The sequence below is a fragment of the Ferrovibrio sp. GW821-FHT12F09 genome (genome assembly GCF_058806775.1).
Genome location: NZ_JBXAPZ010000001.1, coordinates 675,380 through 699,353, shown reverse-complemented (window position 1 = coordinate 699,353; position 23,974 = coordinate 675,380). Strand labels below are relative to the sequence as shown.

Sequence of the window (23,974 nt, the reverse complement as noted above, 5' to 3'; positions counted from 1 at the left end):
ACGGCATGACCGAAACCCAGTTCCTGACCCGCCCTGACGGTACCCGGCTCGCCTATGCCGCCACGCCGGCCCGTGACGCCGGCGGCCCCGGAATCCTGTTCTGCGGCGGCTTCCGCTCCGACATGACCGGCAGCAAGGCGCTGGCACTGGAAGCCGCCGCAAAGGCGCGTGGCGCCGGCTTCGTGCGCTTCGACTATTTCGGCCATGGCCAGTCCGATGGCGCCTTCCTCGACGGCAGTATCGGTCGCTGGAAAGAAGACACCCTGGCGGTGCTCAAGACCCTGTGCAGCGGGCCGCAGATGATCGTCGGCTCCAGCATGGGCGGCTGGCTCGCCACGCTGGCGGCGCTGGCACTGCCCGACAAGGTCGCGGGGCTGGTGCTGATTGCGCCGGCGCTGGACTTCACCGAAGACCTGATGTGGGCCGGCATGAGCGAGGCGCAGCGCGCCGCGATCCTGCGCGATGGTGTGCTGCGCGAACCTTCGCAGTATTCCGACCAGCCTTACGAATATACGCTGAAGCTGATCACCGAAGGCCGCGACCACATGATCCTGAAGGCCGGCATCAGCTTCGACAAGCCGGTGCGCATCCTGCAGGGCATGGCCGACCCGGATGTGCCCTACCAGCATGCGGTGAAAACCGTGGCCGCCTTCCAGGGCGCCGATACGCGGCTGACCCTGATCCGCGATGGCGATCACCGGCTGTCGCGCCCGCAGGACCTGGCCTTGCTGATCGACACGGTGTGGAGCCTGCTGTGAGCGATGTGGTCATCGAGACCGTGCGGCTGCGGCTGCGTCCGCTGCAGCTTGAAGATGCCGTCGCCGTCTCGACGCTGATGACACCGAATGTCAGCCGCTGGGTCGCCACCTGGCCCAGCCCCTACAGCATCGAGGCCGCAACCCAACGCCTCACCCGCGCCATCGCCGGCAACACAGAGGGCACCGCCTTCAGCCGCGTACCCGAGCGCAAATCAGATCATGCCATGATGGGCTGGTACGGCATCGCCGTGATCGATGCAGCCGAGCGCATCGGCAGCATGGGCTACTGGCTGGGCGAGGCCTTTCATGGCCAGGGCTACCTGTCGGAATCGCTGGCACCGTTTGTGGCGGCGGCGATCTCTGCCCTGCAACTGAAGCATCTCGATGCCGGCGCGCAGGTCGACAATCTGGCGTCGCGCCGGGCGCTGGAGCGCCTGGGCATGCGCTTCACCGAAGAACGCATGGACCAGACGCCGATCCGCCCCGATCCCGAACTGGTCGCCTTCTACAGGCTGGACTGCAGCGCCTTCCGCGTCTAGCGCGTCTTGAAGAAGCTGACCATCTGAGCCAATCGCTGGGCCTGCTGCGCCAGCGATTGCGCTGCCGCCGTGGTCTCCTCCACCAGCGCGGCATTGCGCTGGGTCATTTCGTCCATCTGGCCCACAGCGGTGTTGATCTGATCGAGGCCGGTGGCCTGCTCGCGCGAGGCTGCGGCGATCTCTGCCACAATGTCCGTCACTTTCTTCACGGCACCAACGATTTCGGTGAGACTGCCGCCGGCCTGGTTAACCAGAGCCGCACCAGTCTTCACCTGGGCATTCGATGTGGTGATCAGCGCCTTGATGTCTTTCGAGGCATTGGCCGAACGCTGGGCCAGGGCACGCACTTCCTGCGCCACCACGGCGAAGCCCTTGCCGGCCTCGCCCGCACGCGCCGCTTCCACCGAAGCATTCAAGGCGAGCAAGTTGGTCTGGAAGGCAATCTCGTCGATCAGGCCGACGATGTCGGCGATCTTGCGGGCGCTTTCCTCGATCTGCGTCACCGCCGTCACCGCATTGGCCACCACATTGCCGCCCTTCTCCGCGGTATCGCGGGCCGCTGTCGCCAGCTGGTTGGCGGCCGAGGCATTGTCAGCATTCTGCTTCACCGTGGTGGTGATCTCATGCATCGATGCGGCGGTTTCTTCGATGGAGGCAGCCTGCGACTCGGTGCGCTGTGCCAGATCCTGGCTGCCTGTGGAGATTTCCGAAGAAGCCGCATGCACGGCACCGGCCGTCTGCGTCAGTTCGCCGGCAAATTCGCGCAGACGGCCCGCCGTGCCGTTGACGCTGGACTTCAGCGCCCCGAACACGCCGCTGTAGTTGCCTTGTACGTTGCGGGTCAGGTCGCCGCCCGCCATCGCGCCCATCACATCGGCCAGTTCGCCGGTCATGGTCTGCAAGGTGGCGGCCAGACGGTTGAGGTCCTTGCTGGTAGTGAGGAAGAAACCGTCCTTGCCAGATTCAGAAATGCGGCCGCTGAGATCACCCTCTGACACCTTGCCGACCAGATCGGCGATCTCGATGCCCGCCGCCCGTTCACGCGCTTCGCGCTCGGCACGGCGGCGTTCGTTTTCCTCGCGCTGGCGGGCGATGTCAGCCTCGGCCTGCTCACGGGCGATCATGTTGTCCTTGAACACCTGCAGCGCGGTCGCCATGGCGGCGATTTCGTCACGGCCCGTCGCCTGCGGCACGGCGGCGGTCAGGTCGCCGCCGGACAGTTGGGTCATCGCGCCGGTCATGCGACCAAGCGGCGATGAAACTTTGGTGATGATGATCCAGACCGTCATTGCCACCACCGCGGCGGCGACGGCAAGCAGCATCTGCATGATCACCAGGAAACCCTCATAGGCGATCTCAGCGGCGGCATATTCCGCTTTCGCCGCCACCAGCTGCACCGAGATCAGGTCGCCGATCGCCCCGGTCACCGCATCGATGGCCGGGTACATTTCCTGTTCGACGAAGGTGACCAGCGCCGCCTTGTCATTGGCGCTAACGATGGCCTGCAGTTTGTCGACGGCGCGGTCGGCGGGCGTAAACAGCCCGCGCGCCTTCTCCACCAGACGAGCCTCGTCGGCAGTCAGCTGGGTTGCGGTATAGACCTGCCATTTCTGCTTGATAAGGACGCGCGCCTTGGCGATTTCGGCCAGGCCGGTTTGCGGCGGCACCGTGCCGGCACGCATCTTGTGCGAGAGATCGACGATTTGTACCGCATAGGCGTCGGAAATGTCCTTGAGGTCACTAAGCGGAACGACGCGGTCGGCATAGATACTCGCCATGGCCGCTTCGGTGCGGCGCAGCGCCAGATAGCCGGCCACCGCGATGACCACAATCACCAGCAACATGGCCAGGATGCTGAGAATCAGCCGCAAACGGATTGTCATGTCCCACCCCAAACAGATTGTTTGCACGCGAAACTAGTTTCACTTCGCGACACTTATATGTCTAAAGAACAGAAAACCGGGCCGACTGGCTATGGCACTCTTGGATCGGTACGGGGAGGTTACCGAATTTCAATATCCGCCAGCGCCTTCAGCCCTTCGCGGTAGGTTGGGTATTTCAGCGTGACGCCGAGATCGCGCTTGATCTTGTCATTCCGCACCCGACGGCAGTCGGCATAGAAGCTGGCCGCCATCGGCGACAGTTTCGCCTCGGCGAACGGCACTTCCGGTGGCGGCTCGATCCCCAGCAGCCCGGCGGCATAGGCGATCACCTCCTGCGGCGGCGCCGGCTCATCGTCGGCCAGATTATAGATCGCGCCGGGATCGGGATGGCGCATGGAGGCGCGCAGGGTTTGGGCAATATCCTCCACATGGATACGGCAAAAGACATGGCCGGGCTTGATGACCCGGTGCGCCGTGCCGTTGCGCAGGCCTTCGAGCTGGTTGCGCTTCGGCCCGTAGATGCCGGCGAGCCGGAACACATGCACCGGCACGCCGCGGGTCCGGTGCAGGTCGAGCCAGGCGGCCTCGGCTTCGGCGCGACGTTTGCTGCGCGCCTGCGTCGGGTTGACCGGCGAGGCTTCATCCACCCAGCCGCCCTGCGTATCGCCATAGACGCCGGTGGTGGAGAGATAGCCGAGCCATTTCAGATGCGGCAGTTTGGCGATAGCGGCGGCATGCCAGCGCAGTACCGCGTCGGCTTCCTCTTCTGCAGGTACGGAAATCAGCATATGCGTGGCGGGCGTCAGCACCGAGGCGTCGCTCAGCGGCGTCACGCCGTCGAAGACATGGGCATCGTAACCGGCGGCGGCGAGATTGGCGGCCTTCTCCAGGCTGCGGCTGGTACCGATGACGCCCCAGCCCTCGCGGCGCAACTCGGCCGCCAGCACACGGGCGCTGAAGCCCAGACCGAAACAGAACAGCGTCGCCATCCCAGGAATCCCATGCCTTGATTTTGCCACGGCCGAGCGCCACTCTGCCGCGCCATGATCGCATTCCGCAAGATAGGGCTTCTGACGGCATTCGCCAGTGTCATGGCCATGACAGGCGCGCTGCAGGCGCAGCCCTCGCCCTCGCGCGTGCTGGAAGACCAGAATTACCAGGACTGCCTCAGCCTGATGCGGCGTAATCCGGAAGAAGGTTTCGCCCAGGCGCAGACCTGGCAGGCGACCGGTGGCGGCCTGCCGGCGGCCCATTGCGCCGCCCTGGCGCTGGTGGAGATGAAGCATTACGGCGATGCCGCCGACCGGCTGGAACAGCTGCTGCCGCAGGCCGAGAAGCAGGCGCCGCATCTTTCGGTGGCGCTGCTCGACCAGGCCGCCAATGCCTGGCTGCTGGCCGACCAGCCGGACCGCGCAAAGAAGCTGCTGGATATCGCACTCAAAGTGGTGCCCGACACGCCCGACCTGCTGATCGATCGCGCCATGGCCCATGCGGCGCTGCAGGACTATACCGCGGCGCGCACCGATCTCGATCGCGCGCTGGTCGTGGCGCCGCTGCGCGAGGATGCCATGGCGCTGCGCGCCGCCGCCCGCCGCCAGACCGGCGATCCGGCCGGCGCGCTGCAGGATGCCGAAGCCGCATTAGCCATCGAACCGCGCATGCCGGAGGCTTTGCTGGAGCGCGGCATTCTGCGCGCCGATGCCGGCGACAAGCGTGGCGCGCGGGCCGATCTGCTGCAGGTCCGCCTGCTCGCGCCCGATACCGCCGCCGCGGTTACGGCCGGACAGTATATCGAGAAGATCGACGTCAGGCAGTAAGGCGCCGCAAGGCCTGCGCCGCCTGTTCGCGCACGACGGCGGCTGAATCCTGCGACAGGCGCTGCAGCACCGGCAGCACCGCCGCATCGCCGCTGTTGCCCAGCGCAACGCAGACATTGCGTACGAACCGGTCGCGTCCGATGCGCTTGACCGCCGTGGTGCTGAAGCGGGCGCGGAAACTTTCATCATCCAGCCCGGCCAGATCGAGCAGCGTCGGTGCGTCCAGTTCGCTGCGCGGCTGCAGGCTGATCTCCTGCGCGGTGCTGGCGAACTTGTTCCACGGGCAGACGGCGAGGCAGTCGTCGCAGCCATAGATGCGGTTGCCCATCACATCGGCGAATTCAGGCGTGATCACGCCATCGTATTCGATGGTGAGATAGGAAATGCAGCGCCGCGCATCGAGCTGGTAGGGCGCCGGAAAGGCTTTGGTCGGGCAGATGTCGAGGCAGTTGGAGCAGGTGCCGCAGTGATCGGCTTCGGCCGCGTCGGGCGCGATGTCCAATGTCGTCAGAATCAATCCCAGAAACAGCCAGGAGCCGAAGTCGCGCGACACTAAATTCGTATGCTTGCCCTGCCAGCCGATGCCGGCGGCGGCCGACAGCGGCTTTTCCATCAGCGGCGCGGTATCGACGAAGACCTTCACGTCGCGGCCGGCCTCGCGATGCAGCCAGCCGGCCAGACTCTTCAGCTTCTTCTTGACCACCAGATGGTAGTCGCGGCCCTGCGCATAAACCGAGATCGCAGCGCGGTCCCTGCGCGCCAGAACCTCGAGCGGATTGCGGTCCGGTCCGTAATTCAGGCCCAGGGCAATGATGCCGCGCGCCTCGGGCCAGAGCGCATTGGGATGGCGGCGGCGCTCGGCCTTGTCTTCCAGCCAGAGCATTTCGCCATGGCGCTTGAGCGCCATGAATTCATCCAGCCGCTGGGCCAGCTCGGGTCCGATGCGGTCGGCGCTGGTGAAGCCGACCGCATCGAATCCTTCGGCCAGGGCGCGCTCACGGATGCGCGCCTTGATATCCGTCTCAGTCGGCGAGCGCGGCAATGATCGCGATCTCGACGCGGTAGTCCGGGCCGGCCAGCTTGGCCTCGGTGGTGGCACGGGCCGGCGTGTTGCCCGGCGACACCCAGGCATCCCAGGCGCTGTTCATCTCGGCAAACGTGCCCATGTTGCTGAGCCAGATGGTGGCCGAGAGGATGCGGGTCTTGTCGGTGCCGGCTTCCTTCAGCAGCTTGTCGATCTGGCCGAGGATCTGCTCGGTCTGGCCCTTGGTGTCGGCCTTGTTGTCGGCAGCCACCTGGCCGGCGAGATACACGGTCTTGCCATGCACCACGGCCTGGCTCATGCGGGGACCGACTTCGATGCGACGGATGCTCATATTCGATAGTCTCCTAAAGGGTTCAGAAATCCAGATCGGCGTAATGCTTGGGCGGCGGCAGGCCGGGAATGTGATCGGCCAGCAGCGGCCGGAACGAGGGCCGCGACTTCACCCGCGCATACCAGTCATGGGCGCCGGGATAATCAGCCCAGGGCACGTCGCCGAGATAATCGACGCAGCTCAAATGCGCGGCGGCGGCGATATCGGCGAGGCTGAAATCGTCGCCGGCCAGCCAGTTGCGCCGCTCGGTGAGCCAGGCGATGTAATCCAGATGGATCTTCATATTCTGGTGCGCGATGCGGATCACGGCGGATTCCGGATGGCCGCCGCCGAGGAAGCGCTTCATCACCTTCTCGAAGACCAGCGGCTGGCTGACCTCGGGGCCGAATTTGTGGTCCCACCAGGCGACCAGGCGGCGGGTCTCGGCGCGGCCGGGCGGATCGAAGCCGAGCAGCATCTTGTTCGGGTAGACCTCGTCGAGGTATTCGCAGATCGCCTGGCTGTCGGCCAGCACGCGGCCGTCATGCTCGATCAGCACCGGGCCTTCGCCGCTCGGGTCCATGGCGAGGAATTCGTCGCGCCGCTCCCAGACCTTCTCGACCTCGAGATCGAATTCCAGGCCCTTTTCCTTGAGCAGAACACGGACTTTGCGGGACTGGGGCGACAGCCAGAGATGGTACAGCTTGCGCATGGGCGCGGAGTTTAGTCGTATTCGCCCAAGCGAAAAAGATTCCGGCCATAAAGAATTGGGAAAAAACGCCAAATGCCAGAGCAGCAAAGCAGCAAAATCACCATCTGGGGCCGCATCACCTCGCTGAATGTGCAGAAGGTGCTGTGGGCCGCCGACGCCCTGGGCCTGGCGTATGACCGCATCGACTGGGGCGGCGCCTTCGGCGGCACCGATGCGCCAGAGTTCCGTGCGATGAACCCCAACGGCCTGATCCCGGTGCTGCGCGACACCGACGGCAGCGTGCATTGGGAAAGCAACAGCATCCTGCGCTATCTCGGCGCGCGGTACGGCAGCGAAACCGCGCTGTGGCCGGCCGATCCGGCGCTGCGCAGCCAGGCCGACCGCTGGATGGACTGGACGCTGACCCTGCTGGACAAGCCGATGGTCGTGCTGCTGCTGGGCCTGATCCGCGAGCCGGCCAAGGCCGACCTGAACGAGTTGAGCAAGGCGGAAGCCCTGCTTACCGATTACTGGACCCGGCTGGATGCCCATCTGGCGACCCGGCCCTATGTCGCCGGCGACCGCCTGACCCTGGGCGACATCCCGGCCGGCTGCCAGTTGCAGCGCTGGACCGGTTTCCCGCTCACCCGGCCGCATCTGCCGCATCTGCTGGCCTGGCACGAGCGGCTGAAAGCCGAGCCGGGCTACCAGCGGCATATCATGATCCCGCTGACCTGACGGGCAGGCCTGGTTCCGGCCAAGTCGGTCCGGTTCAGGGCCAATTGGAGGCCAGTTCGGGCCGGTTGAAGACCAGTTCCGGCCCATTGAGAGCCAGTTCTAGCCAATTGGAGGCCAGTTAAGGCCAGTTCTGACCCGGATTTTCGCCCCAAAAGCCCGGATTTGTGCGAGTTCCGGGATTTTGACCCGCTTTTCTGCATCAAACACCCGGTTTTTGCCAAAAGCGCACGCCAGCGTAAACAGCCCTTCACCATGTCTGGCGGGGAAATCCCGGCATTCCGATTCACGATGGACAGCAGCACAGAAAAGAACAATAATAGAACATACTGCCGGGTTTTTCAAGCCCGCGCGCCTGTCTTCGATGCCCGGGAGCTGCCATGCCGCTTGCCATCCGCCCCCTGACCCCCGAGCTGTGGCCGGCGCTGGAAGACCTGTTCGGCCCGAACGGCGCCTGCAACGGCTGCTGGTGCATGTATCCGCGTATCGGCGCGGACTACCGCAAGCGGCCGCGCGACAGGAACAAGGCCGACCTGTGCAGGATCGTGAAAACCGGTCCGCCGCCCGGCCTGCTGGCCTTTGACGGCGATCTCGCCGTGGGCTGGTGCCAGCTGACGCCGCGCGCAGCGCTGACCTGGTTCGACGCATCCTCGCGCATGAAGCGCGTGGACGACGCGCCGGTCTGGGCGATCTCGTGCTTTTTCATCCGCAAGGGCCATCGCCGCACAGGCGTGACATCGGCGCTGATCGCCGCCGCCGTGACGGCCGCGCGCCAGGCGAAGGCCCCGGCCCTGGAAGCCTATCCGGTGGATGCGGAGCAAAGCCGCAGCACGTCCTATACCGGCTATGCCAGCAGCTTCCTGCGCGCCGGCTTCACCGAAGTGGCGCGGCCATCGCCATCGCGGCCGATGATGCGGCATATGCTGAAGACGGCTGCAGCGAAGCGCAAAACCGGATAAGCAGCCCTCATGATCGCTGCCTGCCCCTGCGACTCCAACCTGGCCTTCACCGCCTGCTGCGCGCCGTTTCTGGCCGGCGCGCCGGCGCCCACGGCGCTGGCGCTGATGCGCTCGCGCTATACCGCTTACGCCCGCGGCGATTTCGCATATCTGGCACGCACGCTGACGCCGGAGCATCGCGGCGGTTTCGATCCGGCGGAGATGCAGGCCAGCGCCGCGCAGACCGAATGGCTCGGCCTGGAGATTCTCGACACGGTGGCTGGCGGCACGAACGATGCGGAAGGCATCGTGGCCTTCGCCGCGCGCTTCAGGGCACAGGGCCAGGTCCGCGTGCTGCAGGAACGCTCGCGCTTTCGCCGCGAGGCCAGCGAAGCCAGGCGCTGGGTCTATGTCGACGGCGATGTCGAGACGCAGCCAGCGAAAAAGACCGGCCGCAACGATCCCTGCCCCTGCGGCTCAGGCAGGAAGTTCAAGCAGTGCTGTGGCAGGGCATGAGACGTTTTATCTTTGGTCCGTCACGTATTCCGCTTCTGCGCGCGCAGCGTCGGCAAACCAATTCCCGTTGAATCGAAGCCGCCATCCACCGCCAAAACTTGTCCGGTGATGTAACCGGCCTGGTCGCCGCAGAGGAAGCAGATCGCGTTCGCCAGTTCGCTCTCCAGGCCATAGCGGTTGAGCGGAATATGGTCGTGATAGTCGGCGCGGATTTCCGGCGTGTGCACGCCTTTCGCCATCGCCGTATCCACCGGGCCCGGCGCCACCGCATTGACGCGGATGCCGTATTGCCCGAGTTCGGCCGCCTGCTGCTTGGTCAGATGCGCCAGCCCGGCCTTGCTGGTGCCATAGGCGACGCGCAGCGTGGACGCCCGCAGGCCCGAGATCGAGGTGATATTCACAATGGCGCCGCCGCCCGCATCGCGCATGATCGGCGCCACGGCCTGGGTCATCAGAAACGGCCCGGTGAGATTGACCGCCATGACACGGCTCCAGTCCTCCAGCGTCACCTCGAGGATCGGCTTGAACACGGCGATGCCGGCATTGTTGACCAGCGCATCGATGCGGCCGAAATGTTTGTGCGCGGCCTGCACGGCGCCCTGCACCGCCTTTGGATCGGACACATCGGCGATGAGTGCCAGGGTGGCATCGGGCGCGCCGAGATCCTTCACGGCGGCCTGCAGCGTATCGTCCAGGATATCGAGCAGCGCCACGCGCCAGCCATCGGCGAGAAAGCGTTTTGCCGCCGCCAGGCCAAGACCGCGCGCCGCGCCGGTGATGAGCGCGACGCGGGATGCGCCTGCTGTCGTCTGCGATGGACCTGTCACGCCGCTCTCCCCGCTCTCGTTTCTTGCTTGGGGCGAGCTTAGCGCGCGGAGGACCGCGCCGGCCAGTCTCCAGGGCTATGGGAACAAGAGCGGCAGGAGGCCTAGTCCTTGCCGTGCTTCTGCGCGCGATCGCGTGCTGCCAGCAGCGACTGGATGCGGCGATGCACCTCGACGGGCTCGTAGGGCTTGCCCAGCGACGGCCCCTCCTCGCAGAGTTCGCCCGCGGCTTCCGCCTTCTTCTCGCCGCCCGAAGTGATGATCACCTCGATGCCCGGCCGGTTGGCCCGCACCCAGCGCGCCAGGCCGAAACCGTCCATCTCGCCCGGCATCCGCACATCGGTGAAGACCACGTCGATCTGCGCGCCGTTTTCAAACAGCTGGATCGCCTCGCGGGCATTGCCGGCCTCGATCACGGTGTATTCGCAGTCCCGCAGATACTGGGCGATCGCCATGCGCACCAGAACCTCGTCTTCAACCACGAGTACGACGGCAGCAGGGGACTCCGCCGGCGGGCGTTTGTCGGGGGCCGGGGTCATGGGCAATCCTCTCGCGGGCATGGCAACCGTAAGCCGAAGGGAACCCCTGTATGACGGAATGGTTCCGCTCTGGGGATGGACCGCCGTCCGCGTCGTCAAAACCGCCAATTTCGCCGTCTTTGCTGGGCTGCCTCTGTACTTTTTGCGGTTTCTCTGCTCTGACAGGCTATCCGCAATAACCGAGACTCACTGCCACATGGCCTTTAAAGAAACCAGCCTGCTCGACCGCATGGATGCCGCGGCAAAAGCCCGCCAGGCCCTGCTCGAAAAAGCCCAAGCCAACGACCCGACCCGCGATCCCGGATTTGCCGCCCGCCAGGCCGCCCGCGCCGCCGCCAATGCCGAGCGCGAAAAAGCCACTGCCGAGCGCCGCGCCAAGAAGCAGGCCGAAGCCGCCGCCAAGGCGGTCGCCGATGCCGAAAAGCGCCGCCTGGCTGCCGAAGCCAAGGCCGTGGCCGATGCCGCCGCCGCCGAAGCGAAAAAGCCGGTGGTGCGCAGCGAAGCCGAACTGAAGGCGGCGCGCGACGCGCGCTATGCCGCCCGCAAGGCGCGCCAGCGCTGATGCCGACCCGCTGATCTCCCGCGCGGGAGATCAGCCTTCCTTTTCATGAGATGCAGTAGCGACCGTCCGCGGCCGCAGGCCCGACCTGCGGCGTTGACCTCGTCCTGCCGCGGCCTATGCTCGTCGGTGGTCTCCAAGGGAGGAACCCCATGACATATAAAACCGTCGCCACGCTCGCCGCTGCTGCGCTGCTCAGTCTCAGCCTGGCCCTGCCCGCCATCGCCCAGACGGCGACCCCCGCCACCCCGCCAGCCAAGGCCGACAAGGGCACGGCCAAAAAAGCAGAGAAGACCGACAAGGCCGCCAAGCAGAAAGCCGAAAAGACACCGGCCAAGGGCATGGAGCAGGGTCAGAAGAAGGGCATGGACAAGGGCCAGAAGAAAGGCATCGAAAAGCGCAGCTGAAGCCCTGCACCGGCAGCGGCGGTCAGGCTGCCGCTTCCGCCAGCGCCATCATGAAGGGCGGCAAGGGCCGCGCCTGACTCAGCAGCCAGCGTCCCATCGCGCCGGCCACCTGTCGCACGGCCGGCCGCACGCCCATGCGATGGCGCCAGTCAGCCAGCCGCGGGGCGAAGTTGTCATCGATCGGCGCCCCCATGCGATGACCGAAAATCTGCGCCATGAAAAACGCGATATCGGCATAGGTGTAATCCGCGCCCGCAAGCCAGGGCCGGCCATCGGACAGCAGACCCTCCATCTGCGCGTAATACGCGGCGCAGGCAGCACGCGCCGCAACGGCCGCGGGATCGTCGGGGATCTGCTGCAGGCCCATCAGGCGGATGACGGCTGGGAAATACACCTCATCCGATTCATGCTCCAGCCGCCGCGCCCGTGCGCGCGCCGCGATGGCGCGCGGCCAGAGCGCCGCCTGCGGCTTCAGGTCTTCCAGATACTCGAAAATCTGGGTGCTGTCGTAGAGTTCGAGATCGCCATGAACCAGCACCGGCACCTGGCGTTTTGGATTGATGCGCAGCACCGCCGGATGCTTGGGCTCGTAGAGGGCCTTCATCTCGAAGGGCACCATCACCAGATCGAAGGCGGTGGCCTTTTCATGCAGCGCGATCTGCACTTTCGCGCCGAACATGCTCAAAGGCCCGGAATACAGCGTGATATCGCTCATGGTCATCTCACCCGCGTAAAATCCATCACCCAGTTGCATTCCCAGCTGATACCGTTGTCGCGCGAGTAATCCTGCGCCCAGACCGGCGCGATCTCGTTCACCGTCCAGCGATAGCGCACCTTCACGGCAAAGCCTTCATCGGTGTCGTCGCCGAGGAACACACCGCGGCGGATGCCGTCGGCGCCGGTCTCGAAGCGTCCGGCCACCGGCGGCTGCAGCAGGCCGTTGGAACTGCTGACCCACCAGATGCGCCAGGCGGCGGCGTTGATGTCGTAGAGCCGCATGGTGAGGCCGGAAAAGCCGCGCGACGGGAAATGAATCTCCTCGATATTGGAAATGCCATCCAGATATCCGCCGCACTGGCTGCGGCCCTCGAAGACCTCCCAGCTTTGCGGATCATCCTGGTCGAGGCCGGCGAAGCGCTGCTTCAGGCGGCGGTTCACCAGGGTCCAGCGGCCGTAGAGAAAATCGAAATCGGCGCGGCCGCTGCTGACGACCGTGCCGCCAACCACGGGCGCGTCGTTGCCATTGGCGATACGGCCGGCGATGGCGAGATGCGGATAGGACATGGCCTGTGCTTTCATCAGATGAGTCATGGCTTCAGCCCCGTGAATTCAGCCCGCGCGCTTGGCATAGCCCATCGCCTCGACGATCAGGCCATCGCGCACGCGCATGATGTTGACGCCGCGCAGGGCCTCGGTGGCGGCCGGCCCGAAGACATAGCGCCAGCGGATCACCGCGCGTTCGCCGGCGACGAACACCTCCTCCTGCTCGAAATGGCTGTGCGTCTCGGCCGCCAGGCCCTGCCAGTTGGCCAGCGCCGCATCGCGACCATAGAGCAGCGCGCCGTCCGGGGCCGGGGTTATGGCTTCAATGACGCAGGCCTCGGCCACCAGGGGGGCGATGGCGGCGGGATCGCGCTCGTGGAAGGCGCGGTTGAAACGGTCGATCACCGCCGCCGTCTGCTGCGAGACAGGGTCGGGGGAGGCCAGAACGGCGGCGGTGAAGACGCCCAGAGTCCGAGAAGACTGGGGGGCGGGTGAAGACTGGGGGGCGGCGGGGGTCATGTCGTTCATGGCGGAGGCTCCCTTTTCTTTATGGGCCGCAGCCTAGTCTCCTATTCCTGACAGCCAGTGTCAGGTATTTCGGCTATACTCGAAAAATGCGTGCGAGCCGGCTGATCTCGATCCTGATGCTGCTGCAGACCCGCGGCCGGATGACGGCCGAGGCGCTGGCGGGGGAATTCGAGGTCTCGGTGCGCACCATCTACCGCGATGTGGATCACCTGAGCGCTGCCGGCGTGCCGATCTATGCCGATCGTGGTCCGAGCGGCGGCTTCGCGCTGCTGGATGGCTATCGCACCAAGCTGACCGGTATGACGCCGGCCGAGGCCGAGACGCTGTTCCTGGCCGGATTACCCGGCCCCGCCGCCGAACTGGGCCTGGCCGAGATCATGGCCACCGCTCAGTTGAAGCTGCTCGCGGCCCTGCCGCCGGCGCTGCAGCAGCAGGCCGAGCGCGTGGCAGCGCGCTTCCATCTCGATCCGCTCGGCTGGTTCCGCGACAGCGACGCGGAGGCGACGACGCATTTGCGCGCGCTGGCCGATGCGGTGTGGAACAGCAAGCGCATCCGCATGACCTATAAGAGCTGGCAGAAACTGAGCGAGCGCGAATTGCTGCCGCGCGGCCTGATCCTGAAATCGGGCCAGTGGTATCTGGCCGGCCAGACTATCGAGAAGAAAGGCAGCAAAGAGAGTGCCGGCGCCATGCGCTCTTTCCGCGTCGGCGGCATCCAGGCGCTGACTGTGCTCGGCACGGATGCCAGCCTGGCGCTGCCCAGGGATTTCGATCTGGCGGCCTGGTGGACGGAGTCGGCGAAACGCTTCGAGGCCGAGGTGTTCCGCGGCACGGCGGAGCTGCGCATCAGCCCGCGCGGCCTGCGCTGGCTGCGCAGCATCGCGCCGCCGATGCATGAGGCGGCCCTGCGCACGCTGCAGCCGGCCGATGCGGAAGGCTGGCACCGCGTCAGCATCCCGATCGAGGACACCAAATTCGCCGCCGGCCAGATGCTGCGGCTGGAGGCGGAGGCGGAAGTGCTGGAACCGGCGGAGTTGCGCGCCGCCGTGATCGGGCTGGTGCGGGATCTGGGCAAGATCTACGGATAGGCGCGAGCCTCCCGGCGCAGTGGCTGCAGACCGGGAGGGACGCCCGCGACGACATCTGGATGGGACGTTATCCCACGCGCGTCCCAAGGCCAGATGACGCGCACCGGCGCAAGGTCAAGCTGCGTTGTCGGTGGTCGATCAGCGGTTGGGACCGATGCCGTTATTCTGCGGCAGGCTGGTGCCCTGCGACGCCATCAACGCGAAGGTGACCAGCGCCGCCATCGGCAGAGGCTGGGACTGCGCCTGCGGTTTCTGCGGTTTCGCTCTGGTTTCCACCGGCATTTGCACGGCGGGCTGTACGACGGTAGCGGGGGCAGCGGGGGCAGCGGGCGCGGGTGGTTCACCGGCCGGCGCAGCAAGCGCAGGCAGCAGAAGCAGGCCAGAGAGCGCAACGCCTCTGAGCAGTACAAGACCGGTTTTCATGGCAGGCCACCCCGCAAGCGGTGAATGACCTGATGACAACCCGGGCGCCGCGCGAAGGTTCCGCGAGGCGCGACGGTATTTATTTCAGTTCGCCAACCGCTCGATGATCAGGTCCATCAGGGCGCGCAGACGCGGCAGGCGCCGCAGGTCGCGGTGATAGCCGATGTAATGGGGCCGGTCGGGCAGCGGTTCGCCGAGATCGAGCGCCACGATGCCCGGCGTCGCATCGCCCACCGGCCGCGGCAGCACGGTATAGCCCGCGCCCCAGGCGCACATCTGCGCCTGCACCGCCAGGTTGTTGCTGCTGAATCCGGCCATCGCATGAGGTAGCGCGCGCTGCAGCCACAGCACATCGGGCCGTCCGGCATAGGCTTCATGCATGGTGACGACACGCAGGCCGGCGCCATCGCCAAAGGCCGGCACCGCACTGCCGACGGGCGCGTAGAGTGCATAGGGCACCATGACCAGGCGACGCCCGATCACTTCGGGCTCGTCGAATGGCCGCATGCGTATCACCAGATCGGCCTCGCGGCGCGGCAGACTGTAAAGCCGCGCATCGGTCAGCAGTTCGACCTTGGTCTTCGGATAGCGCAGGCCGAATTCCGACAGCACCGGCGCCAGCATGTAGATGGCGAACCAGTCCAGCGTGGAAAGACGCAGCTGGCCGTCGATGTCATGGTCGCCGGCGGCGAGCTGGCGTTGCGCCGCCAGCGTCTCGGCCTCAATGCGTTCGGCATATTTCAGCAGCGTGCCCCCCTCGTCGGTCAGCACGAAGCCATCGGCGGTGCGCTGGAACAGCACATGGCCGAGCGCCGCCTCCAGCGCGCGCAGGCGGCGCCCCATGGTGGGCTGGGTCTGGCCGATTTTACGCGCCGCCGCACCCAGCGTGCCCGCGCGGGCAATCGCCAGAAAAATCCGCAGGTCGCTCCAGTCCAGGCCGGGAGTCATTCCATGCATTTATGCATGGGCATCGTGCAATATCAATAATTTCCAAACATCAATGGCGGGCGCATTCTCGGGCCAAGGACAACACGCACCCGGAAAGGACCTGCATCATGACCCGCCTGACCAACAAGACAGCCCTCATCACCGGCGGCACCAGCGGCATCGGCCTGGAGACCGCCCTGCAGTTCGTGGCCGAGGGCGCCCGCGTCGCCGTCACCGGCACCAATCCCGCCACCATCGAAGCGGCCCGCGCCGCTTTGGGCCCCGGCGTGCTGATCCTGCGCGCCGATGCCGGCGATGTGGCCGGCCAGCAGGACATCGCCCGTCAGGTGCAGCTGGCCTTCGGCAAGCTCGACATCCTGTTCGTCAATGCCGGCGTTGCCGACTTCCGCCCGGTCGAACAATGGGACGAAGCCGGTTTCGACCGCTCGGTCGCGATCAATCTCAAAGGACCATTCTTCCTGGTGCAGGCGCTGCTGCCGGTCTTTGCCGCAACAGCCTCCATCGTGCTCAACACCTCGATCAACGCCCGCATCGGCATGCCGAATTCCAGCGTCTATGCCGCCAGCAAGGCGGGCCTGATCGCGATGGCGCGTACGCTGTCGGGCGAATTGATCGGCCGCGGCATCCGCGTGAATGCCGTCAGCCCCGGCCCCATCTCGACGCCGCTCTATGGTAAGCTCGGCCTTTCCGAGGCCGATCTGAAAGGCATGGCCGACGGCATCCTGCAGCAAATCCCCGCCAGGCGCTTCGGCGCCGCCTCCGAGATCGCCAAGGCCGTGGTCTTCCTTGCCTCGGACGAGTCCGCCTTCACGGTCGGCAGCGAACTCGTCATCGACGGCGGCATGAGCAATCTCTGAACCTTCCCCACAGATCAAAAAAAGGAATATCCCATGCGCCTTTCCATGCCGCGCCGCAGCCTGTTCACCGGCGCCCTTGCGCTTGCCGCCGCCAGCACCATCGCCATGCCGGCGCTGTCCGCCGACCAGGGCATCGCCTGGCCCAGGAGTTTCAAGGCGCAGACCATCGCCACCAACGGCACCACCATCCATCTGCGCGTCGGCGGCAAGGGGCCGGCCGCAGTGCTGCTGCACGGCTATGGCGAGACCGGCGACATGTGGGTGCCGCTGGCCGTCGAACTTTCGCGCGACCACACGGTGATCGTGCCCGACCTGCGTGGCCTCGGTCTGTCTGCGAAGCCGAAGACCGGCTTCGACAAGAAGACCCAGGCCCATGATGTGGCCGGCGTGCTGGATGCGCTGAAGGTATCCGACGCCGACCTCGTCACCCACGATATCGGCAACATGGTGGGCTATGCCTTCGCTGCCCAATATCCGCAACGCGTGAAGAAATTCGTGCTGATCGATGCGCCGGTGCCGGGCATCGGCCCGTGGGACGAAATCCTGAAACATCCGCTGCTGTGGCATTTCCGCTTCGGCGGGCCGGATATGGAGCGCCTGGTGAAGGGCCGCGAGCGCATCTACCTGGATCGTTTCTGGAACGAGTTCTCGGCCAACCCGAAGCGCTTCACCGAAACCGCGCGCCAGCATTACGCCAGGCTCTATGCGATGCCGGGCGCCATGCATGCCGGCTTTGCGCAGTTCGCCGCCTTCGACCAGGACGCCATCGACAACAAGGCGATGCTGGAAAAGAACGGCAGGCTGAAGATGCCGGTGCTGGCGCTGGGCGGCGAGAAGTCGTTTGGCGGCACCATGGCCGTGGTGATGCGGGCGACGGCCGATAACGTCACGGAAGGCGTGGTGCCCGACAGCGGCCACTGGATCATGGAAGAGAATCCGAAGGCGACCACCGCGATGGTCAGCGCCTTCCTGCGCCAGTAACCGTCAAAGACGAATACCAACCGCCGCCGGCGCCCGATCACGCGTCGGCGGTATCGTTTTCCCAGCCGCCATCTTTTGCGTTCAGCGTCCCGCGCGTGATCACGGCATCCTGCGGCATCACATCGGCGGCGGCGTAATCGGCCTTGTCCTTCAGTGCGGCATAGAGCGGCGTGAAATCGGGCCGCGTCGCTTCGAACAGCTCTTCAAAGCTTTTGATGACGAAATAGGTCTTCTGAAATGTGTCGATGCGGTAGCGCGTGCGCATCACCCGCATGAGATCGAAGCGCACACGGTTCGGTGCGTCCGCGTCGAGGCAGAAGACGCTTTCGGTCTTGGAGGAGAGAATGCCGCTGCCGTAGATGCGCAAGGAGCCGTCGGCCTGTTCGATCAGGCCGAATTCCACCGTGTACCAGTATAGCCGCGCCAGGTGATGCAACGCGTTCAGACCATTCGCCTTCAAACCACCCTTGCCATAGGCTTCCATGTAATCGGCGAAGACCGGATTCATCAGCAGCGGCACATGGCCGTAGATGTCATGGAAGCAATCCGGCTCCTGGATGTAATCGAGCTGCGCACGCTTGCGGATCCACCAGGTGACCGGGAAGCGCCGCGCCGCCAGATGGCTGAAGAACACATCGTCGGGCACCAGCCCCGGCACGCAGACGATGCGCCAGCCGGTCGCCTTCTCCAGCACATCCGAAAGCCGTTCGAAATCCGGAATGCCATCCGCGGCCATGCCCAACCCGGTCAGACCGTCGAGGAACTGCTGGCAGGCGCGACCGGGCAGCAGGGCCGCCTGGCGTTTGAACAGGTCGCGCCAGACCGCGTGATCCTCGGCCGTATAGCGATGCAGGGGCTGCGGATGGGTGAAATCGGCAGCGATCTCCAGGTCTCCATCGCTATTTGGGTCGATGTCGCGGACAGCCATGGCGGCCTCCCGGAAGGATGAATGTCTTCCGAGGATATCGCCGTTTTCACGCAATATCCGCGCGATATTCGGTTTATTTTCGTCATATGCGCAATCTTCTGGCATATTATTCCTGAAATTGCAGGAATCACGCATGACCCCGGATCTGGATGTTTTCGACCTGAAACTGCTCTCGGCCCTGCAGGGCGACGGCCGGCAGCCCAATGCAGCCCTGGCCGAGGCGGTGGGGCTCTCGGCCAGCCAGGTGAGCCGGCGGCTGTCGCGCCTGGAGGAGGACGGGGTGATCGCCGCCTATGCGGCGCTGCTGAATCCGGAAGCGGTCGGCCTCACGGTGATGGCCTTTTCCAATATCTCGCTGGAACGCCAGGCCGAGCAGATGGATGCGTTTGAATCAGCCGTGACGCGGTTTCCCGAAATCCAGGAATGCTATTCGGTGACCGGCGAGGCCGATTTCGTGCTGCGCATCGTGGCGAAGGATTTAAAAAGCTTCGCCGATTTTCTATCGCAGCATCTGCTGCGCGTGCCGGGCGTGCGCGCCGTGCGCAGCTCCATCGTGCTGCACACCATCAAGCGGACGACGGCGCTGCCGCTCACACCATAACCGTCATGCCAACGCGCAGCGGGGGCATCCACGTCTTGCTTTCAAAAAGAAGAATCGTGGATGCCACGCCCAAGGCGTGGCATGACGAGTGGATAGGTCTGCAGCGCTGGATGGCCGGGACAAGCCCGGCCATGACACTCGATCTTTGAAATTCTACTTGTTCAGAAACGCCGGCGTCGCCGACGAAATCAGCAGTTCGGTCAGGCCGGTCATGGCTTTCTGCACGCGGTCGAAGCCGACCGACTTCACGATCTTGGCCTCGTCCATATAGAGATCGCGGTTGATCTCAAGCTGCAGCGTATGGATGCCGGCATCGCGGCGCGCGTAATGCTGGGTGATATAGCCGCCGGCATAGGGCTTGTTGCGCGCCACGCCGAAACCGCAGGATTTCAGGTAATCCTCGACGCGATCGACCAGCCGGCCGGCGCAGGAGACGCCATGGAAATCGCCCAGCACCATATCGGCGCGGCGCATGCCGGCGTCGGGCATGTTGTTGCCGCCGACGCTGGGCATCGAATGGCAGTCGAGCAGCAGGGCCACGCCGTGATGCGCCTTGGCCTCGGTCAGCAGGGCCTCAAGCGCATCGTGATAGGGCCGCCAGCAGGTCTCGACCCGGCGTTCGGCTTCGGAAAACGGAATCTTGCCCTTGTAGATTTCCATGCCGCCGGCGACGACGCGGGCGATGGTGCCGAGCCCGGCGCCGATCTTGCTGCTGTCGGTGACCACATGCGGCGGCAGCGGCGTATCGAACATGCCGGGATCGAGTTCGTAGGCGGCGCGGTTGGGATCGCAATAGGCCCGCGGGAACAGCGCTTCCAGCAGCGGCGCGCCGAGCGACGGCCCCGCCTTGTAGAGATCGTGGATGAAGGCATCCTCGGAGCGGCGCAGCGACAGCGCGTCGAGCTGGCTGAAGGCCTTGAAGCTGGCCGGGTAGATATCGCCCGAATGGGGCGAGGACAGCACCAGGGCGCTGCGTCCGGCCACCGGCAAAGTCACCCGGATCGGCGGATCGTTGGGGAATTCCGGATCGGGCTGGAACCGGCGGGTTTTGAGCGTGGCGCTGCTTGTCATTCGGACCTGGAAAGCTGCCGGACGGGGAAATCCCGGGCCGGCCGGATACTGGGGCAACTGGCAGGAGAATATGGGGCATCCGGGCGGGACTTGCCAACCGGCGTCGCAGCCATTAAAAGCCAGCCGTCCGGTCGACCCCTGGACCCGACGGTTTTCCCTGAAGACCGGCGGTTGCGCGTAATGGGCGGTTAGCTCAGCGGTAGAGCACTACCTTGACATGGTAGGGGTCACAAGTTCGATCCTTGTACCGCCCACCACGCGCCGGCCCCGGCCCTGGCACTCACCCCTTGCTAGTCCTCGCACCGCTTTCTATAAACGCGGGCCACAGGCCTGACCGGGCTGTTTCGAGCCGGCGGTGAACAGGGGATTTTCCGATATGGCGCAGGATGTTGCCGCTGCCTTGATTGCGTTTCTGCGCCAGATGGACCCGAGCAACGCCAGCGATCCGCTGCTGACGCCCGAGGTCGACCTGATCGACGGTGGCTATATCGACAGCTTCGGCATGGTGGAGCTGATCGCCTTTGTGCTGTCGACCTGGAATGTCGATCTCTCCAGCGCCGATTTCTACGATGGCCAGATGCGCAAGGTCTCGGGCATCGCCGCCGCCATCCAGTCCAAGGCCGGCTGAGACCATGGCTGCCGCGCTGTTCCGGGTCAAATCCACCGTCGCCATCCCGGCGCATGGCCGCGACCTGGTGCGCTATGCCGCCGCCTATATCCACCCGTCCGTGCGCCGGGTCTGGATCGAGAATGAGGCCTGGTGGCTGGAAAGCGCCGAAGACCTGGGCCAGCAGCAGGTCGATGACGGCTTCGCCATCCTGTGCAAGCGCTTTGGCAATGTCGAACTGCCGCCGCTGATCCCCAGCTTCACCCTGCCGGCCCCGGACACGCTGACCAAAGCCGTGTCCGAGATCGATCCGGCCCTGTTCCAGCCGACCGCGCCGGGCCTGTTCATCCTGCGGCCGCCCTACAGCGACCTGATGCGCTTCCTCGACTGGACGCTGATGTGGCGTTTCGCCCGCGCCTTCAGCGCGCGCGACGAGATCTATCCGAACGTCATCCCGATCGAGCAGCTGGCGCTGACCCAGCATCTGCGCGCCTTCCCCGAGCATCTGCATTTCATCTCGCATCTGACCGAGGACCTGCAGGTGCTGGATGCCTTTGCCGCGCGGGCACGCGCCTCGGTGCAGAACACGCAGCCGGCGGCCGGCGAACTGGCGCCGGTGGCGCTCGTGCATAATCCCTCCACCTGCTACCACTGCTATGCCGCGCGCACCGGCACCCAGCTGGCCGGCAACGAGGCGGTGACGGCGGTGACGCGCTGCCACCGGTATGAATCGGCCAATCACAGCGATCCCGGCCGCCTGATGGAATTCACGCTGCGCGAGATCGTCTTCCTCGGCTCGGCCGATTACGTGCGCGAGACGCGCGAGACGTCGATGCGCATGATCCAGGACTGGGCCACCGCCTGGTCGCTCTATGGCGAGCTGCTGCCGGCCAACGATCCCTTCTTCACCGACGATTACGAAGCCAAGGCCGTGCACCAGCATCGCCTGGCGATGAAATACGAATACCGCGCCGTGCTGCCGGGCACCGGCAAGACCCTGGCGGTGCTGTCGTCGAACCTGCATTCCGCCACCTTCGGCAAGGCCTTCGATATCCGCGTCGACGGCATGCGCGCCAATACCGGCTGTCTCGGCTTCGGCCTCGAACGCCTGGCGATCGCCATCGTCATGCAGCATGGCCTCGATCCGGCCAAGTGGCCCGAAGGCCTGCGCCGCGATCATGCCGCCTGGCGCGCCGCCGACGCGCTGCAGCAGTAACGCCGCATGACCCTGCCGCATCTGCGTCCCGCCACGGCCGAGGACTGCGTAGCGATTGCCGGCTGGCTCAACGATCCCGCCACCAACGCCCTGCTGTCCTCCAACCTGCGCCAGGGTGGCATCACCGCGCAGGCGCTGACGCTCGGCCTGCGCCGGCGCGACCAGCAGTGGACGGTCTTCTCGGCCGACGCGGACACGGCGCCGCAAGGCCTGATCGCGCTGGACAGCATCGACAGCCATGACCGCATCGCCAATCTGTGGTTCGTGCTCGGCGATGTGACGGCGCGCGGGCGCGGCCTGACGCCAGCCGCCATCGAAGCCTTCTGCATGCACAATCCGGCACAGCTTCATGTGGTGACAGCCTGGATCGTCGAGGGCAACACGGCGTCCGTGCGCTGCCTGGAGAAAGCCGGCTTCCGCCATGTCGGCCGCGTCAAAGAAGGCGTGCGCATGGATGACGGCTGGCGCGACCGCATCCTGATGCAGCGCGTCCTGGAACAGGCCTGATGGATCTGCTGCTGCACACCGGCGGCATCCTGATCACGGCGGCGCTGGCCGCCGTGCTGCCAGCCTGGCCGCGCCGCCTGCTGCTGCTGCTGGCCGCCGCGCTGCTCTATGGCGCCATCGACTGGCGCTTCCCGCCGCTGCTGGCGGCGATCATTCTCGCCACCTGGCTGCTCGGTCTGTGGCTCGGCGCCAAGCCGCGCGGCATGGGCGGCATTCTGCTGGCTGTCGCCGCGGTGCTGTCGCCGCTCGCCGTCTACAAATACCTGCCGGTCTGGCTCGACGGCCTCGACCAGCTGCTGCCGGTCTCGGGGCTGAATTTCGGCGGCTATGGCGCCGTGCTGGTGCCGGTCGGCCTCAGCTTCTACAGCTTTGCCTGCTGCGGCTATCTGATCGACGTGCATCGCCGCAATTATCCGGCCGACCGCAACCTCGTGCGGCTGGCGTTGTTCGCCTCCTTCTATCCGACGCTGCTGTCGGGTCCGATCGAACGCTATCCGCAGCTGGCCAAGCCGCTGTGGGAGTTCCTGCGGCCGACGCCGGAGATGGTGCTGAACGGCCTGCTGCTGATCGCCTATGGCGTCTTCCTGAAAGAGGTGGTGGGCGACCGTCTCGGCGGCGTGGTGGACAGCGCCTACAATACCGGCGCTGCCGGCGGCTGGAGCAATGCGCTGGTCGCCTTTGCCGGTTTCGTGCTGCAGCTGCTGGCCGATTTCGGCGGCTATTCGATGATCGCGGTCGGCGCCGGCAACCTGTTCGGCGTGGCGCTGACGGTAAATTTCCGCCAGCCCTTCTTCGCCCAGACGCTGACCGATTTCTGGCAGCGCTGGCATATCTCGCTGACGCGCTGGATCGGCGACTATGTCTATCGCCCCACCGCGCTGCTGCTGGTCAAGCACACCAAATGGACGCGCTGGTGGAAGGAGGCCGTCGCCTCCTATGTCACCTGGATCACCATGGGCCTGTGGCATGGCGCCGAAGGCACCTATCTGCTGTTCGGCGCGCTGCAGGCCACGCTGATGCTGACACACAAGGCGCTGCCGGCCCTGCCGGGCGCACGCGATGCCGCCTGGCGCCGCAGCCTCAACATCGCCGCCACCATGATGGTGGTGGTGATCAGCTTCGGCATCATCCGCGCCGCCTCGCTCGGCCAGTATGGCGAGCTGCTCGGCGCGCTGGTGACGCTGGCGCCGGCCACCGCCAAGATCGACATCTCGCGCACCGCGCTGATCGGCGCCGTGCTGATGCTGGCGGTGGAAGCCGTGATTCATTTCCGCCCCGGCTTCCGCTTCACGTCTGTTACACTGCGCGCGGCACTGATCTTCGGCTTTGTGGTGGCCACGGTCCTGTTGGGAAATGACGATGCCCGGAATTTCATCTACTTCCGGTTCTGAGCCG

General features: G+C 65.6%; 30 protein-coding genes and 1 tRNA gene. 17 read left to right on the top strand and 14 right to left on the bottom strand.

Translation table 11 applies throughout. The features are described 5' to 3' along the window. Nucleotides 1-5: 5 nt before the first annotated feature. Nucleotides 6-758 carry an alpha/beta hydrolase family protein gene (locus AC1ROB_RS03625; protein ID WP_492973746.1) on the top strand — a complete coding sequence of 251 codons (753 nt, stop codon included), beginning with the start codon at nucleotides 6-8 and terminating at the stop codon, nucleotides 756-758. Then, nucleotides 755-1,297, top strand: a complete 543-nt coding sequence (locus AC1ROB_RS03620; protein WP_492973747.1) for a GNAT family N-acetyltransferase — start codon at nucleotides 755-757, stop codon at nucleotides 1,295-1,297. The genes AC1ROB_RS03625 and AC1ROB_RS03620 overlap by 4 nt, the downstream gene beginning before the upstream one ends. On the opposite strand, the gene AC1ROB_RS03615 is transcribed toward AC1ROB_RS03620, so the two are convergent. Together AC1ROB_RS03615 and AC1ROB_RS03610 are read right to left on the bottom strand one after the other, a co-directional pair. After that, nucleotides 1,294-3,180, bottom strand: a complete 1,887-nt coding sequence (locus tag AC1ROB_RS03615; protein ID WP_492973748.1) for a methyl-accepting chemotaxis protein — start codon at nucleotides 3,178-3,180, stop codon at nucleotides 1,294-1,296. The two genes, AC1ROB_RS03620 and AC1ROB_RS03615, sit on opposite strands and share 4 nt — an antisense overlap. Before the next feature lie 119 nt (nucleotides 3,181-3,299). Then, nucleotides 3,300-4,169, bottom strand: a complete 870-nt coding sequence (locus AC1ROB_RS03610; RefSeq protein WP_492973749.1) for an SDR family oxidoreductase — start codon at nucleotides 4,167-4,169, stop codon at nucleotides 3,300-3,302. Between the two features lie 102 nt (nucleotides 4,170-4,271). Here AC1ROB_RS03610 and AC1ROB_RS03605 point away from each other — a divergent pair, with 102 nt between their 5' ends. Beyond that, nucleotides 4,272-4,997 (top strand): tetratricopeptide repeat protein, encoded by a 726-nt coding sequence (locus AC1ROB_RS03605; RefSeq protein ID WP_492973750.1) that lies wholly within the window; start codon nucleotides 4,272-4,274, stop codon nucleotides 4,995-4,997. Here AC1ROB_RS03605 and queG read toward each other — a convergent pair. From queG to AC1ROB_RS03590, 3 genes are read right to left on the bottom strand one after another with little or no spacing between them, the layout of a single operon-like run. Beyond that, nucleotides 4,987-6,039, bottom strand: a complete 1,053-nt coding sequence (gene queG / locus AC1ROB_RS03600) for a tRNA epoxyqueuosine(34) reductase QueG (protein WP_492973751.1) — start codon at nucleotides 6,037-6,039, stop codon at nucleotides 4,987-4,989. The two genes, AC1ROB_RS03605 and queG, sit on opposite strands and share 11 nt — an antisense overlap. Beyond that, nucleotides 6,020-6,373, bottom strand: coding sequence for a RidA family protein (locus AC1ROB_RS03595; RefSeq protein WP_492973752.1), 354 nt, complete (start codon nucleotides 6,371-6,373; stop codon nucleotides 6,020-6,022). The genes queG and AC1ROB_RS03595 overlap by 20 nt, the downstream gene beginning before the upstream one ends. Nucleotides 6,374-6,395: 22 nt before the next feature. Further along, nucleotides 6,396-7,064, bottom strand: a complete 669-nt coding sequence (locus tag AC1ROB_RS03590) for a glutathione S-transferase family protein (RefSeq protein WP_492973753.1) — start codon at nucleotides 7,062-7,064, stop codon at nucleotides 6,396-6,398. Between the two features lie 72 nt (nucleotides 7,065-7,136). On the opposite strand from AC1ROB_RS03590, the gene AC1ROB_RS03585 reads away from it, so the two are divergent. The 3 genes from AC1ROB_RS03585 (at nucleotide 7,137) to AC1ROB_RS03575 (ending at nucleotide 9,232) form a co-directional block, all read left to right on the top strand. Further along, nucleotides 7,137-7,781, top strand: coding sequence for a glutathione S-transferase family protein (locus tag AC1ROB_RS03585; protein WP_492973754.1), 645 nt, complete (start codon nucleotides 7,137-7,139; stop codon nucleotides 7,779-7,781). A gap of 377 nt (nucleotides 7,782-8,158) precedes the next feature. Beyond that, nucleotides 8,159-8,737, top strand: coding sequence for a GNAT family N-acetyltransferase (locus AC1ROB_RS03580; protein WP_492973755.1), 579 nt, complete (start codon nucleotides 8,159-8,161; stop codon nucleotides 8,735-8,737). A 9-nt stretch (nucleotides 8,738-8,746) separates the two neighbouring features. Beyond that, nucleotides 8,747-9,232 carry a YchJ family protein gene (locus AC1ROB_RS03575; RefSeq protein ID WP_492973756.1) on the top strand — a complete coding sequence of 162 codons (486 nt, stop codon included), beginning with the start codon at nucleotides 8,747-8,749 and terminating at the stop codon, nucleotides 9,230-9,232. A 20-nt stretch (nucleotides 9,233-9,252) separates the two neighbouring features. On the opposite strand, the gene AC1ROB_RS03570 is transcribed toward AC1ROB_RS03575, so the two are convergent. Together AC1ROB_RS03570 and AC1ROB_RS03565 are read right to left on the bottom strand one after the other, a co-directional pair. Then, the gene (locus AC1ROB_RS03570) at nucleotides 9,253-10,059 is read right to left on the bottom strand and encodes an SDR family NAD(P)-dependent oxidoreductase (RefSeq protein ID WP_492973757.1); all 807 of its coding nucleotides are present in this window, start codon (nucleotides 10,057-10,059) and stop codon (nucleotides 9,253-9,255) included. A 101-nt stretch (nucleotides 10,060-10,160) separates the two neighbouring features. Further along, the gene (locus AC1ROB_RS03565; RefSeq protein WP_492973758.1) at nucleotides 10,161-10,595 is read right to left on the bottom strand and encodes a response regulator; all 435 of its coding nucleotides are present in this window, start codon (nucleotides 10,593-10,595) and stop codon (nucleotides 10,161-10,163) included. 196 nt (nucleotides 10,596-10,791) lie between these two features. On the opposite strand from AC1ROB_RS03565, the gene AC1ROB_RS03560 reads away from it, so the two are divergent. Together AC1ROB_RS03560 and AC1ROB_RS03555 are read left to right on the top strand one after the other, a co-directional pair. Beyond that, nucleotides 10,792-11,157, top strand: a complete 366-nt coding sequence (locus tag AC1ROB_RS03560; protein ID WP_492973759.1) for a DUF6481 family protein — start codon at nucleotides 10,792-10,794, stop codon at nucleotides 11,155-11,157. Nucleotides 11,158-11,306: 149 nt separating this feature from the next. Then, nucleotides 11,307-11,561 carry a hypothetical protein gene (locus tag AC1ROB_RS03555; RefSeq protein WP_492973760.1) on the top strand — a complete coding sequence of 85 codons (255 nt, stop codon included), beginning with the start codon at nucleotides 11,307-11,309 and terminating at the stop codon, nucleotides 11,559-11,561. A 22-nt stretch (nucleotides 11,562-11,583) separates the two neighbouring features. Here the strand turns inward: AC1ROB_RS03555 and AC1ROB_RS03550 are convergent, their stop codons facing one another. The 3 genes from AC1ROB_RS03550 to AC1ROB_RS03540 are packed head-to-tail and all read right to left on the bottom strand — an operon-like array spanning nucleotide 11,584 to nucleotide 13,352. Then, on the bottom strand, nucleotides 11,584-12,276 hold the full coding sequence (locus AC1ROB_RS03550; RefSeq protein WP_492973761.1) for a glutathione S-transferase family protein: 693 nt from the start codon (nucleotides 12,274-12,276) through the stop codon (nucleotides 11,584-11,586). A gap of 2 nt (nucleotides 12,277-12,278) precedes the next feature. Beyond that, nucleotides 12,279-12,860: a hypothetical protein gene (locus tag AC1ROB_RS03545; protein ID WP_493031386.1), complete on the bottom strand. Its 582-nt coding sequence runs from the start codon at nucleotides 12,858-12,860 to the stop codon at nucleotides 12,279-12,281. 30 nt (nucleotides 12,861-12,890) lie between these two features. Further along, on the bottom strand, nucleotides 12,891-13,352 hold the full coding sequence (locus AC1ROB_RS03540) for a nuclear transport factor 2 family protein (RefSeq protein ID WP_492973763.1): 462 nt from the start codon (nucleotides 13,350-13,352) through the stop codon (nucleotides 12,891-12,893). 86 nt (nucleotides 13,353-13,438) lie between these two features. Between AC1ROB_RS03540 and AC1ROB_RS03535 the strand changes: the two genes are divergently transcribed. Beyond that, nucleotides 13,439-14,440, top strand: a complete 1,002-nt coding sequence (locus AC1ROB_RS03535; RefSeq protein WP_492973764.1) for a helix-turn-helix transcriptional regulator — start codon at nucleotides 13,439-13,441, stop codon at nucleotides 14,438-14,440. A gap of 138 nt (nucleotides 14,441-14,578) precedes the next feature. On the opposite strand, the gene AC1ROB_RS03530 is transcribed toward AC1ROB_RS03535, so the two are convergent. Continuing rightward, complete coding sequence (locus AC1ROB_RS03530; protein ID WP_492973765.1) at nucleotides 14,579-14,716, bottom strand: hypothetical protein; 138 nt, start codon at nucleotides 14,714-14,716, stop codon at nucleotides 14,579-14,581. Between the two features lie 231 nt (nucleotides 14,717-14,947). Then, entirely contained in the window at nucleotides 14,948-15,811 is an 864-nt protein-coding gene (locus tag AC1ROB_RS03525; RefSeq protein ID WP_492973766.1) for a LysR family transcriptional regulator, read from the bottom strand. A 107-nt stretch (nucleotides 15,812-15,918) separates the two neighbouring features. On the opposite strand from AC1ROB_RS03525, the gene AC1ROB_RS03520 reads away from it, so the two are divergent. Both AC1ROB_RS03520 and AC1ROB_RS03515 read left to right on the top strand, forming a co-directional pair. Beyond that, nucleotides 15,919-16,668: an SDR family oxidoreductase gene (locus AC1ROB_RS03520; RefSeq protein ID WP_492973767.1), complete on the top strand. Its 750-nt coding sequence runs from the start codon at nucleotides 15,919-15,921 to the stop codon at nucleotides 16,666-16,668. 33 nt (nucleotides 16,669-16,701) lie between these two features. Then, nucleotides 16,702-17,649, top strand: a complete 948-nt coding sequence (locus AC1ROB_RS03515) for an alpha/beta fold hydrolase (protein ID WP_492973768.1) — start codon at nucleotides 16,702-16,704, stop codon at nucleotides 17,647-17,649. A 37-nt stretch (nucleotides 17,650-17,686) separates the two neighbouring features. On the opposite strand, the gene phhA is transcribed toward AC1ROB_RS03515, so the two are convergent. Then, on the bottom strand, nucleotides 17,687-18,577 hold the full coding sequence (phhA, locus tag AC1ROB_RS03510) for a phenylalanine 4-monooxygenase (RefSeq protein ID WP_492973769.1): 891 nt from the start codon (nucleotides 18,575-18,577) through the stop codon (nucleotides 17,687-17,689). A 133-nt stretch (nucleotides 18,578-18,710) separates the two neighbouring features. On the opposite strand from phhA, the gene AC1ROB_RS03505 reads away from it, so the two are divergent. Continuing rightward, complete coding sequence (locus AC1ROB_RS03505; RefSeq protein WP_492973770.1) at nucleotides 18,711-19,178, top strand: Lrp/AsnC family transcriptional regulator; 468 nt, start codon at nucleotides 18,711-18,713, stop codon at nucleotides 19,176-19,178. Between the two features lie 153 nt (nucleotides 19,179-19,331). Here the strand turns inward: AC1ROB_RS03505 and AC1ROB_RS03500 are convergent, their stop codons facing one another. Then, a complete protein-coding gene (locus AC1ROB_RS03500) occupies nucleotides 19,332-20,249 on the bottom strand; it encodes an N-formylglutamate amidohydrolase (RefSeq protein ID WP_492973771.1) in 918 nt (305 codons plus the stop codon). Between the two features lie 182 nt (nucleotides 20,250-20,431). Between AC1ROB_RS03500 and AC1ROB_RS03495 the strand changes: the two genes are divergently transcribed. The 5 genes from AC1ROB_RS03495 (at nucleotide 20,432) to AC1ROB_RS03475 (ending at nucleotide 23,970) form a co-directional block, all read left to right on the top strand. Continuing rightward, a tRNA-Val gene (locus AC1ROB_RS03495) sits at nucleotides 20,432-20,506 on the top strand. 119 nt (nucleotides 20,507-20,625) lie between these two features. Beyond that, the gene (locus tag AC1ROB_RS03490; protein WP_492973772.1) at nucleotides 20,626-20,877 is read left to right on the top strand and encodes a hypothetical protein; all 252 of its coding nucleotides are present in this window, start codon (nucleotides 20,626-20,628) and stop codon (nucleotides 20,875-20,877) included. A 4-nt stretch (nucleotides 20,878-20,881) separates the two neighbouring features. Beyond that, nucleotides 20,882-22,072: a class-II aminoacyl-tRNA synthetase family protein gene (locus AC1ROB_RS03485; RefSeq protein WP_492973773.1), complete on the top strand. Its 1,191-nt coding sequence runs from the start codon at nucleotides 20,882-20,884 to the stop codon at nucleotides 22,070-22,072. 6 nt (nucleotides 22,073-22,078) lie between these two features. Then, nucleotides 22,079-22,579, top strand: a complete 501-nt coding sequence (locus AC1ROB_RS03480) for a GNAT family N-acetyltransferase (protein ID WP_492973774.1) — start codon at nucleotides 22,079-22,081, stop codon at nucleotides 22,577-22,579. Next, on the top strand, nucleotides 22,579-23,970 hold the full coding sequence (locus tag AC1ROB_RS03475) for an MBOAT family O-acyltransferase (protein WP_492973775.1): 1,392 nt from the start codon (nucleotides 22,579-22,581) through the stop codon (nucleotides 23,968-23,970). The genes AC1ROB_RS03480 and AC1ROB_RS03475 overlap by 1 nt, the downstream gene beginning before the upstream one ends. Nucleotides 23,971-23,974 lie beyond the last annotated feature (4 nt).

Coding starts and splice junctions, on each gene's coding strand:
- AC1ROB_RS03550 (WP_492973761.1), bottom strand. CDS start 12,276: ATGAGCGATATCACGCTGTATTCCGGGCCTTTGAGCATGTTCGGCGCG.
- AC1ROB_RS03500 (WP_492973771.1), bottom strand. CDS start 20,249: ATGACAAGCAGCGCCACGCTCAAAACCCGCCGGTTCCAGCCCGATCCG.
- AC1ROB_RS03540 (WP_492973763.1), bottom strand. CDS start 13,352: ATGAACGACATGACCCCCGCCGCCCCCCAGTCTTCACCCGCCCCCCAG.
- AC1ROB_RS03615 (WP_492973748.1), bottom strand. CDS start 3,180: ATGACAATCCGTTTGCGGCTGATTCTCAGCATCCTGGCCATGTTGCTG.
- AC1ROB_RS03520 (WP_492973767.1), top strand. CDS start 15,919: ATGACCCGCCTGACCAACAAGACAGCCCTCATCACCGGCGGCACCAGC.
- AC1ROB_RS03535 (WP_492973764.1), top strand. CDS start 13,439: ATGCGTGCGAGCCGGCTGATCTCGATCCTGATGCTGCTGCAGACCCGC.
- AC1ROB_RS03505 (WP_492973770.1), top strand. CDS start 18,711: ATGACCCCGGATCTGGATGTTTTCGACCTGAAACTGCTCTCGGCCCTG.
- AC1ROB_RS03480 (WP_492973774.1), top strand. CDS start 22,079: ATGACCCTGCCGCATCTGCGTCCCGCCACGGCCGAGGACTGCGTAGCG.
- AC1ROB_RS03545 (WP_493031386.1), bottom strand. CDS start 12,860: ATGAAAGCACAGGCCATGTCCTATCCGCATCTCGCCATCGCCGGCCGT.
- AC1ROB_RS03595 (WP_492973752.1), bottom strand. CDS start 6,373: ATGAGCATCCGTCGCATCGAAGTCGGTCCCCGCATGAGCCAGGCCGTG.
- AC1ROB_RS03580 (WP_492973755.1), top strand. CDS start 8,159: ATGCCGCTTGCCATCCGCCCCCTGACCCCCGAGCTGTGGCCGGCGCTG.
- AC1ROB_RS03585 (WP_492973754.1), top strand. CDS start 7,137: ATGCCAGAGCAGCAAAGCAGCAAAATCACCATCTGGGGCCGCATCACC.
- AC1ROB_RS03525 (WP_492973766.1), bottom strand. CDS start 15,811: ATGACTCCCGGCCTGGACTGGAGCGACCTGCGGATTTTTCTGGCGATT.
- AC1ROB_RS03485 (WP_492973773.1), top strand. CDS start 20,882: ATGGCTGCCGCGCTGTTCCGGGTCAAATCCACCGTCGCCATCCCGGCG.
- AC1ROB_RS03515 (WP_492973768.1), top strand. CDS start 16,702: ATGCGCCTTTCCATGCCGCGCCGCAGCCTGTTCACCGGCGCCCTTGCG.
- AC1ROB_RS03490 (WP_492973772.1), top strand. CDS start 20,626: ATGGCGCAGGATGTTGCCGCTGCCTTGATTGCGTTTCTGCGCCAGATG.
- AC1ROB_RS03610 (WP_492973749.1), bottom strand. CDS start 4,169: ATGGCGACGCTGTTCTGTTTCGGTCTGGGCTTCAGCGCCCGTGTGCTG.
- AC1ROB_RS03560 (WP_492973759.1), top strand. CDS start 10,792: ATGGCCTTTAAAGAAACCAGCCTGCTCGACCGCATGGATGCCGCGGCA.
- AC1ROB_RS03565 (WP_492973758.1), bottom strand. CDS start 10,595: ATGACCCCGGCCCCCGACAAACGCCCGCCGGCGGAGTCCCCTGCTGCC.
- AC1ROB_RS03575 (WP_492973756.1), top strand. CDS start 8,747: ATGATCGCTGCCTGCCCCTGCGACTCCAACCTGGCCTTCACCGCCTGC.
- phhA (WP_492973769.1), bottom strand. CDS start 18,577: ATGGCTGTCCGCGACATCGACCCAAATAGCGATGGAGACCTGGAGATC.
- AC1ROB_RS03475 (WP_492973775.1), top strand. CDS start 22,579: ATGGATCTGCTGCTGCACACCGGCGGCATCCTGATCACGGCGGCGCTG.
- AC1ROB_RS03555 (WP_492973760.1), top strand. CDS start 11,307: ATGACATATAAAACCGTCGCCACGCTCGCCGCTGCTGCGCTGCTCAGT.
- AC1ROB_RS03625 (WP_492973746.1), top strand. CDS start 6: ATGACCGAAACCCAGTTCCTGACCCGCCCTGACGGTACCCGGCTCGCC.
- AC1ROB_RS03590 (WP_492973753.1), bottom strand. CDS start 7,064: ATGCGCAAGCTGTACCATCTCTGGCTGTCGCCCCAGTCCCGCAAAGTC.
- AC1ROB_RS03605 (WP_492973750.1), top strand. CDS start 4,272: ATGGCCATGACAGGCGCGCTGCAGGCGCAGCCCTCGCCCTCGCGCGTG.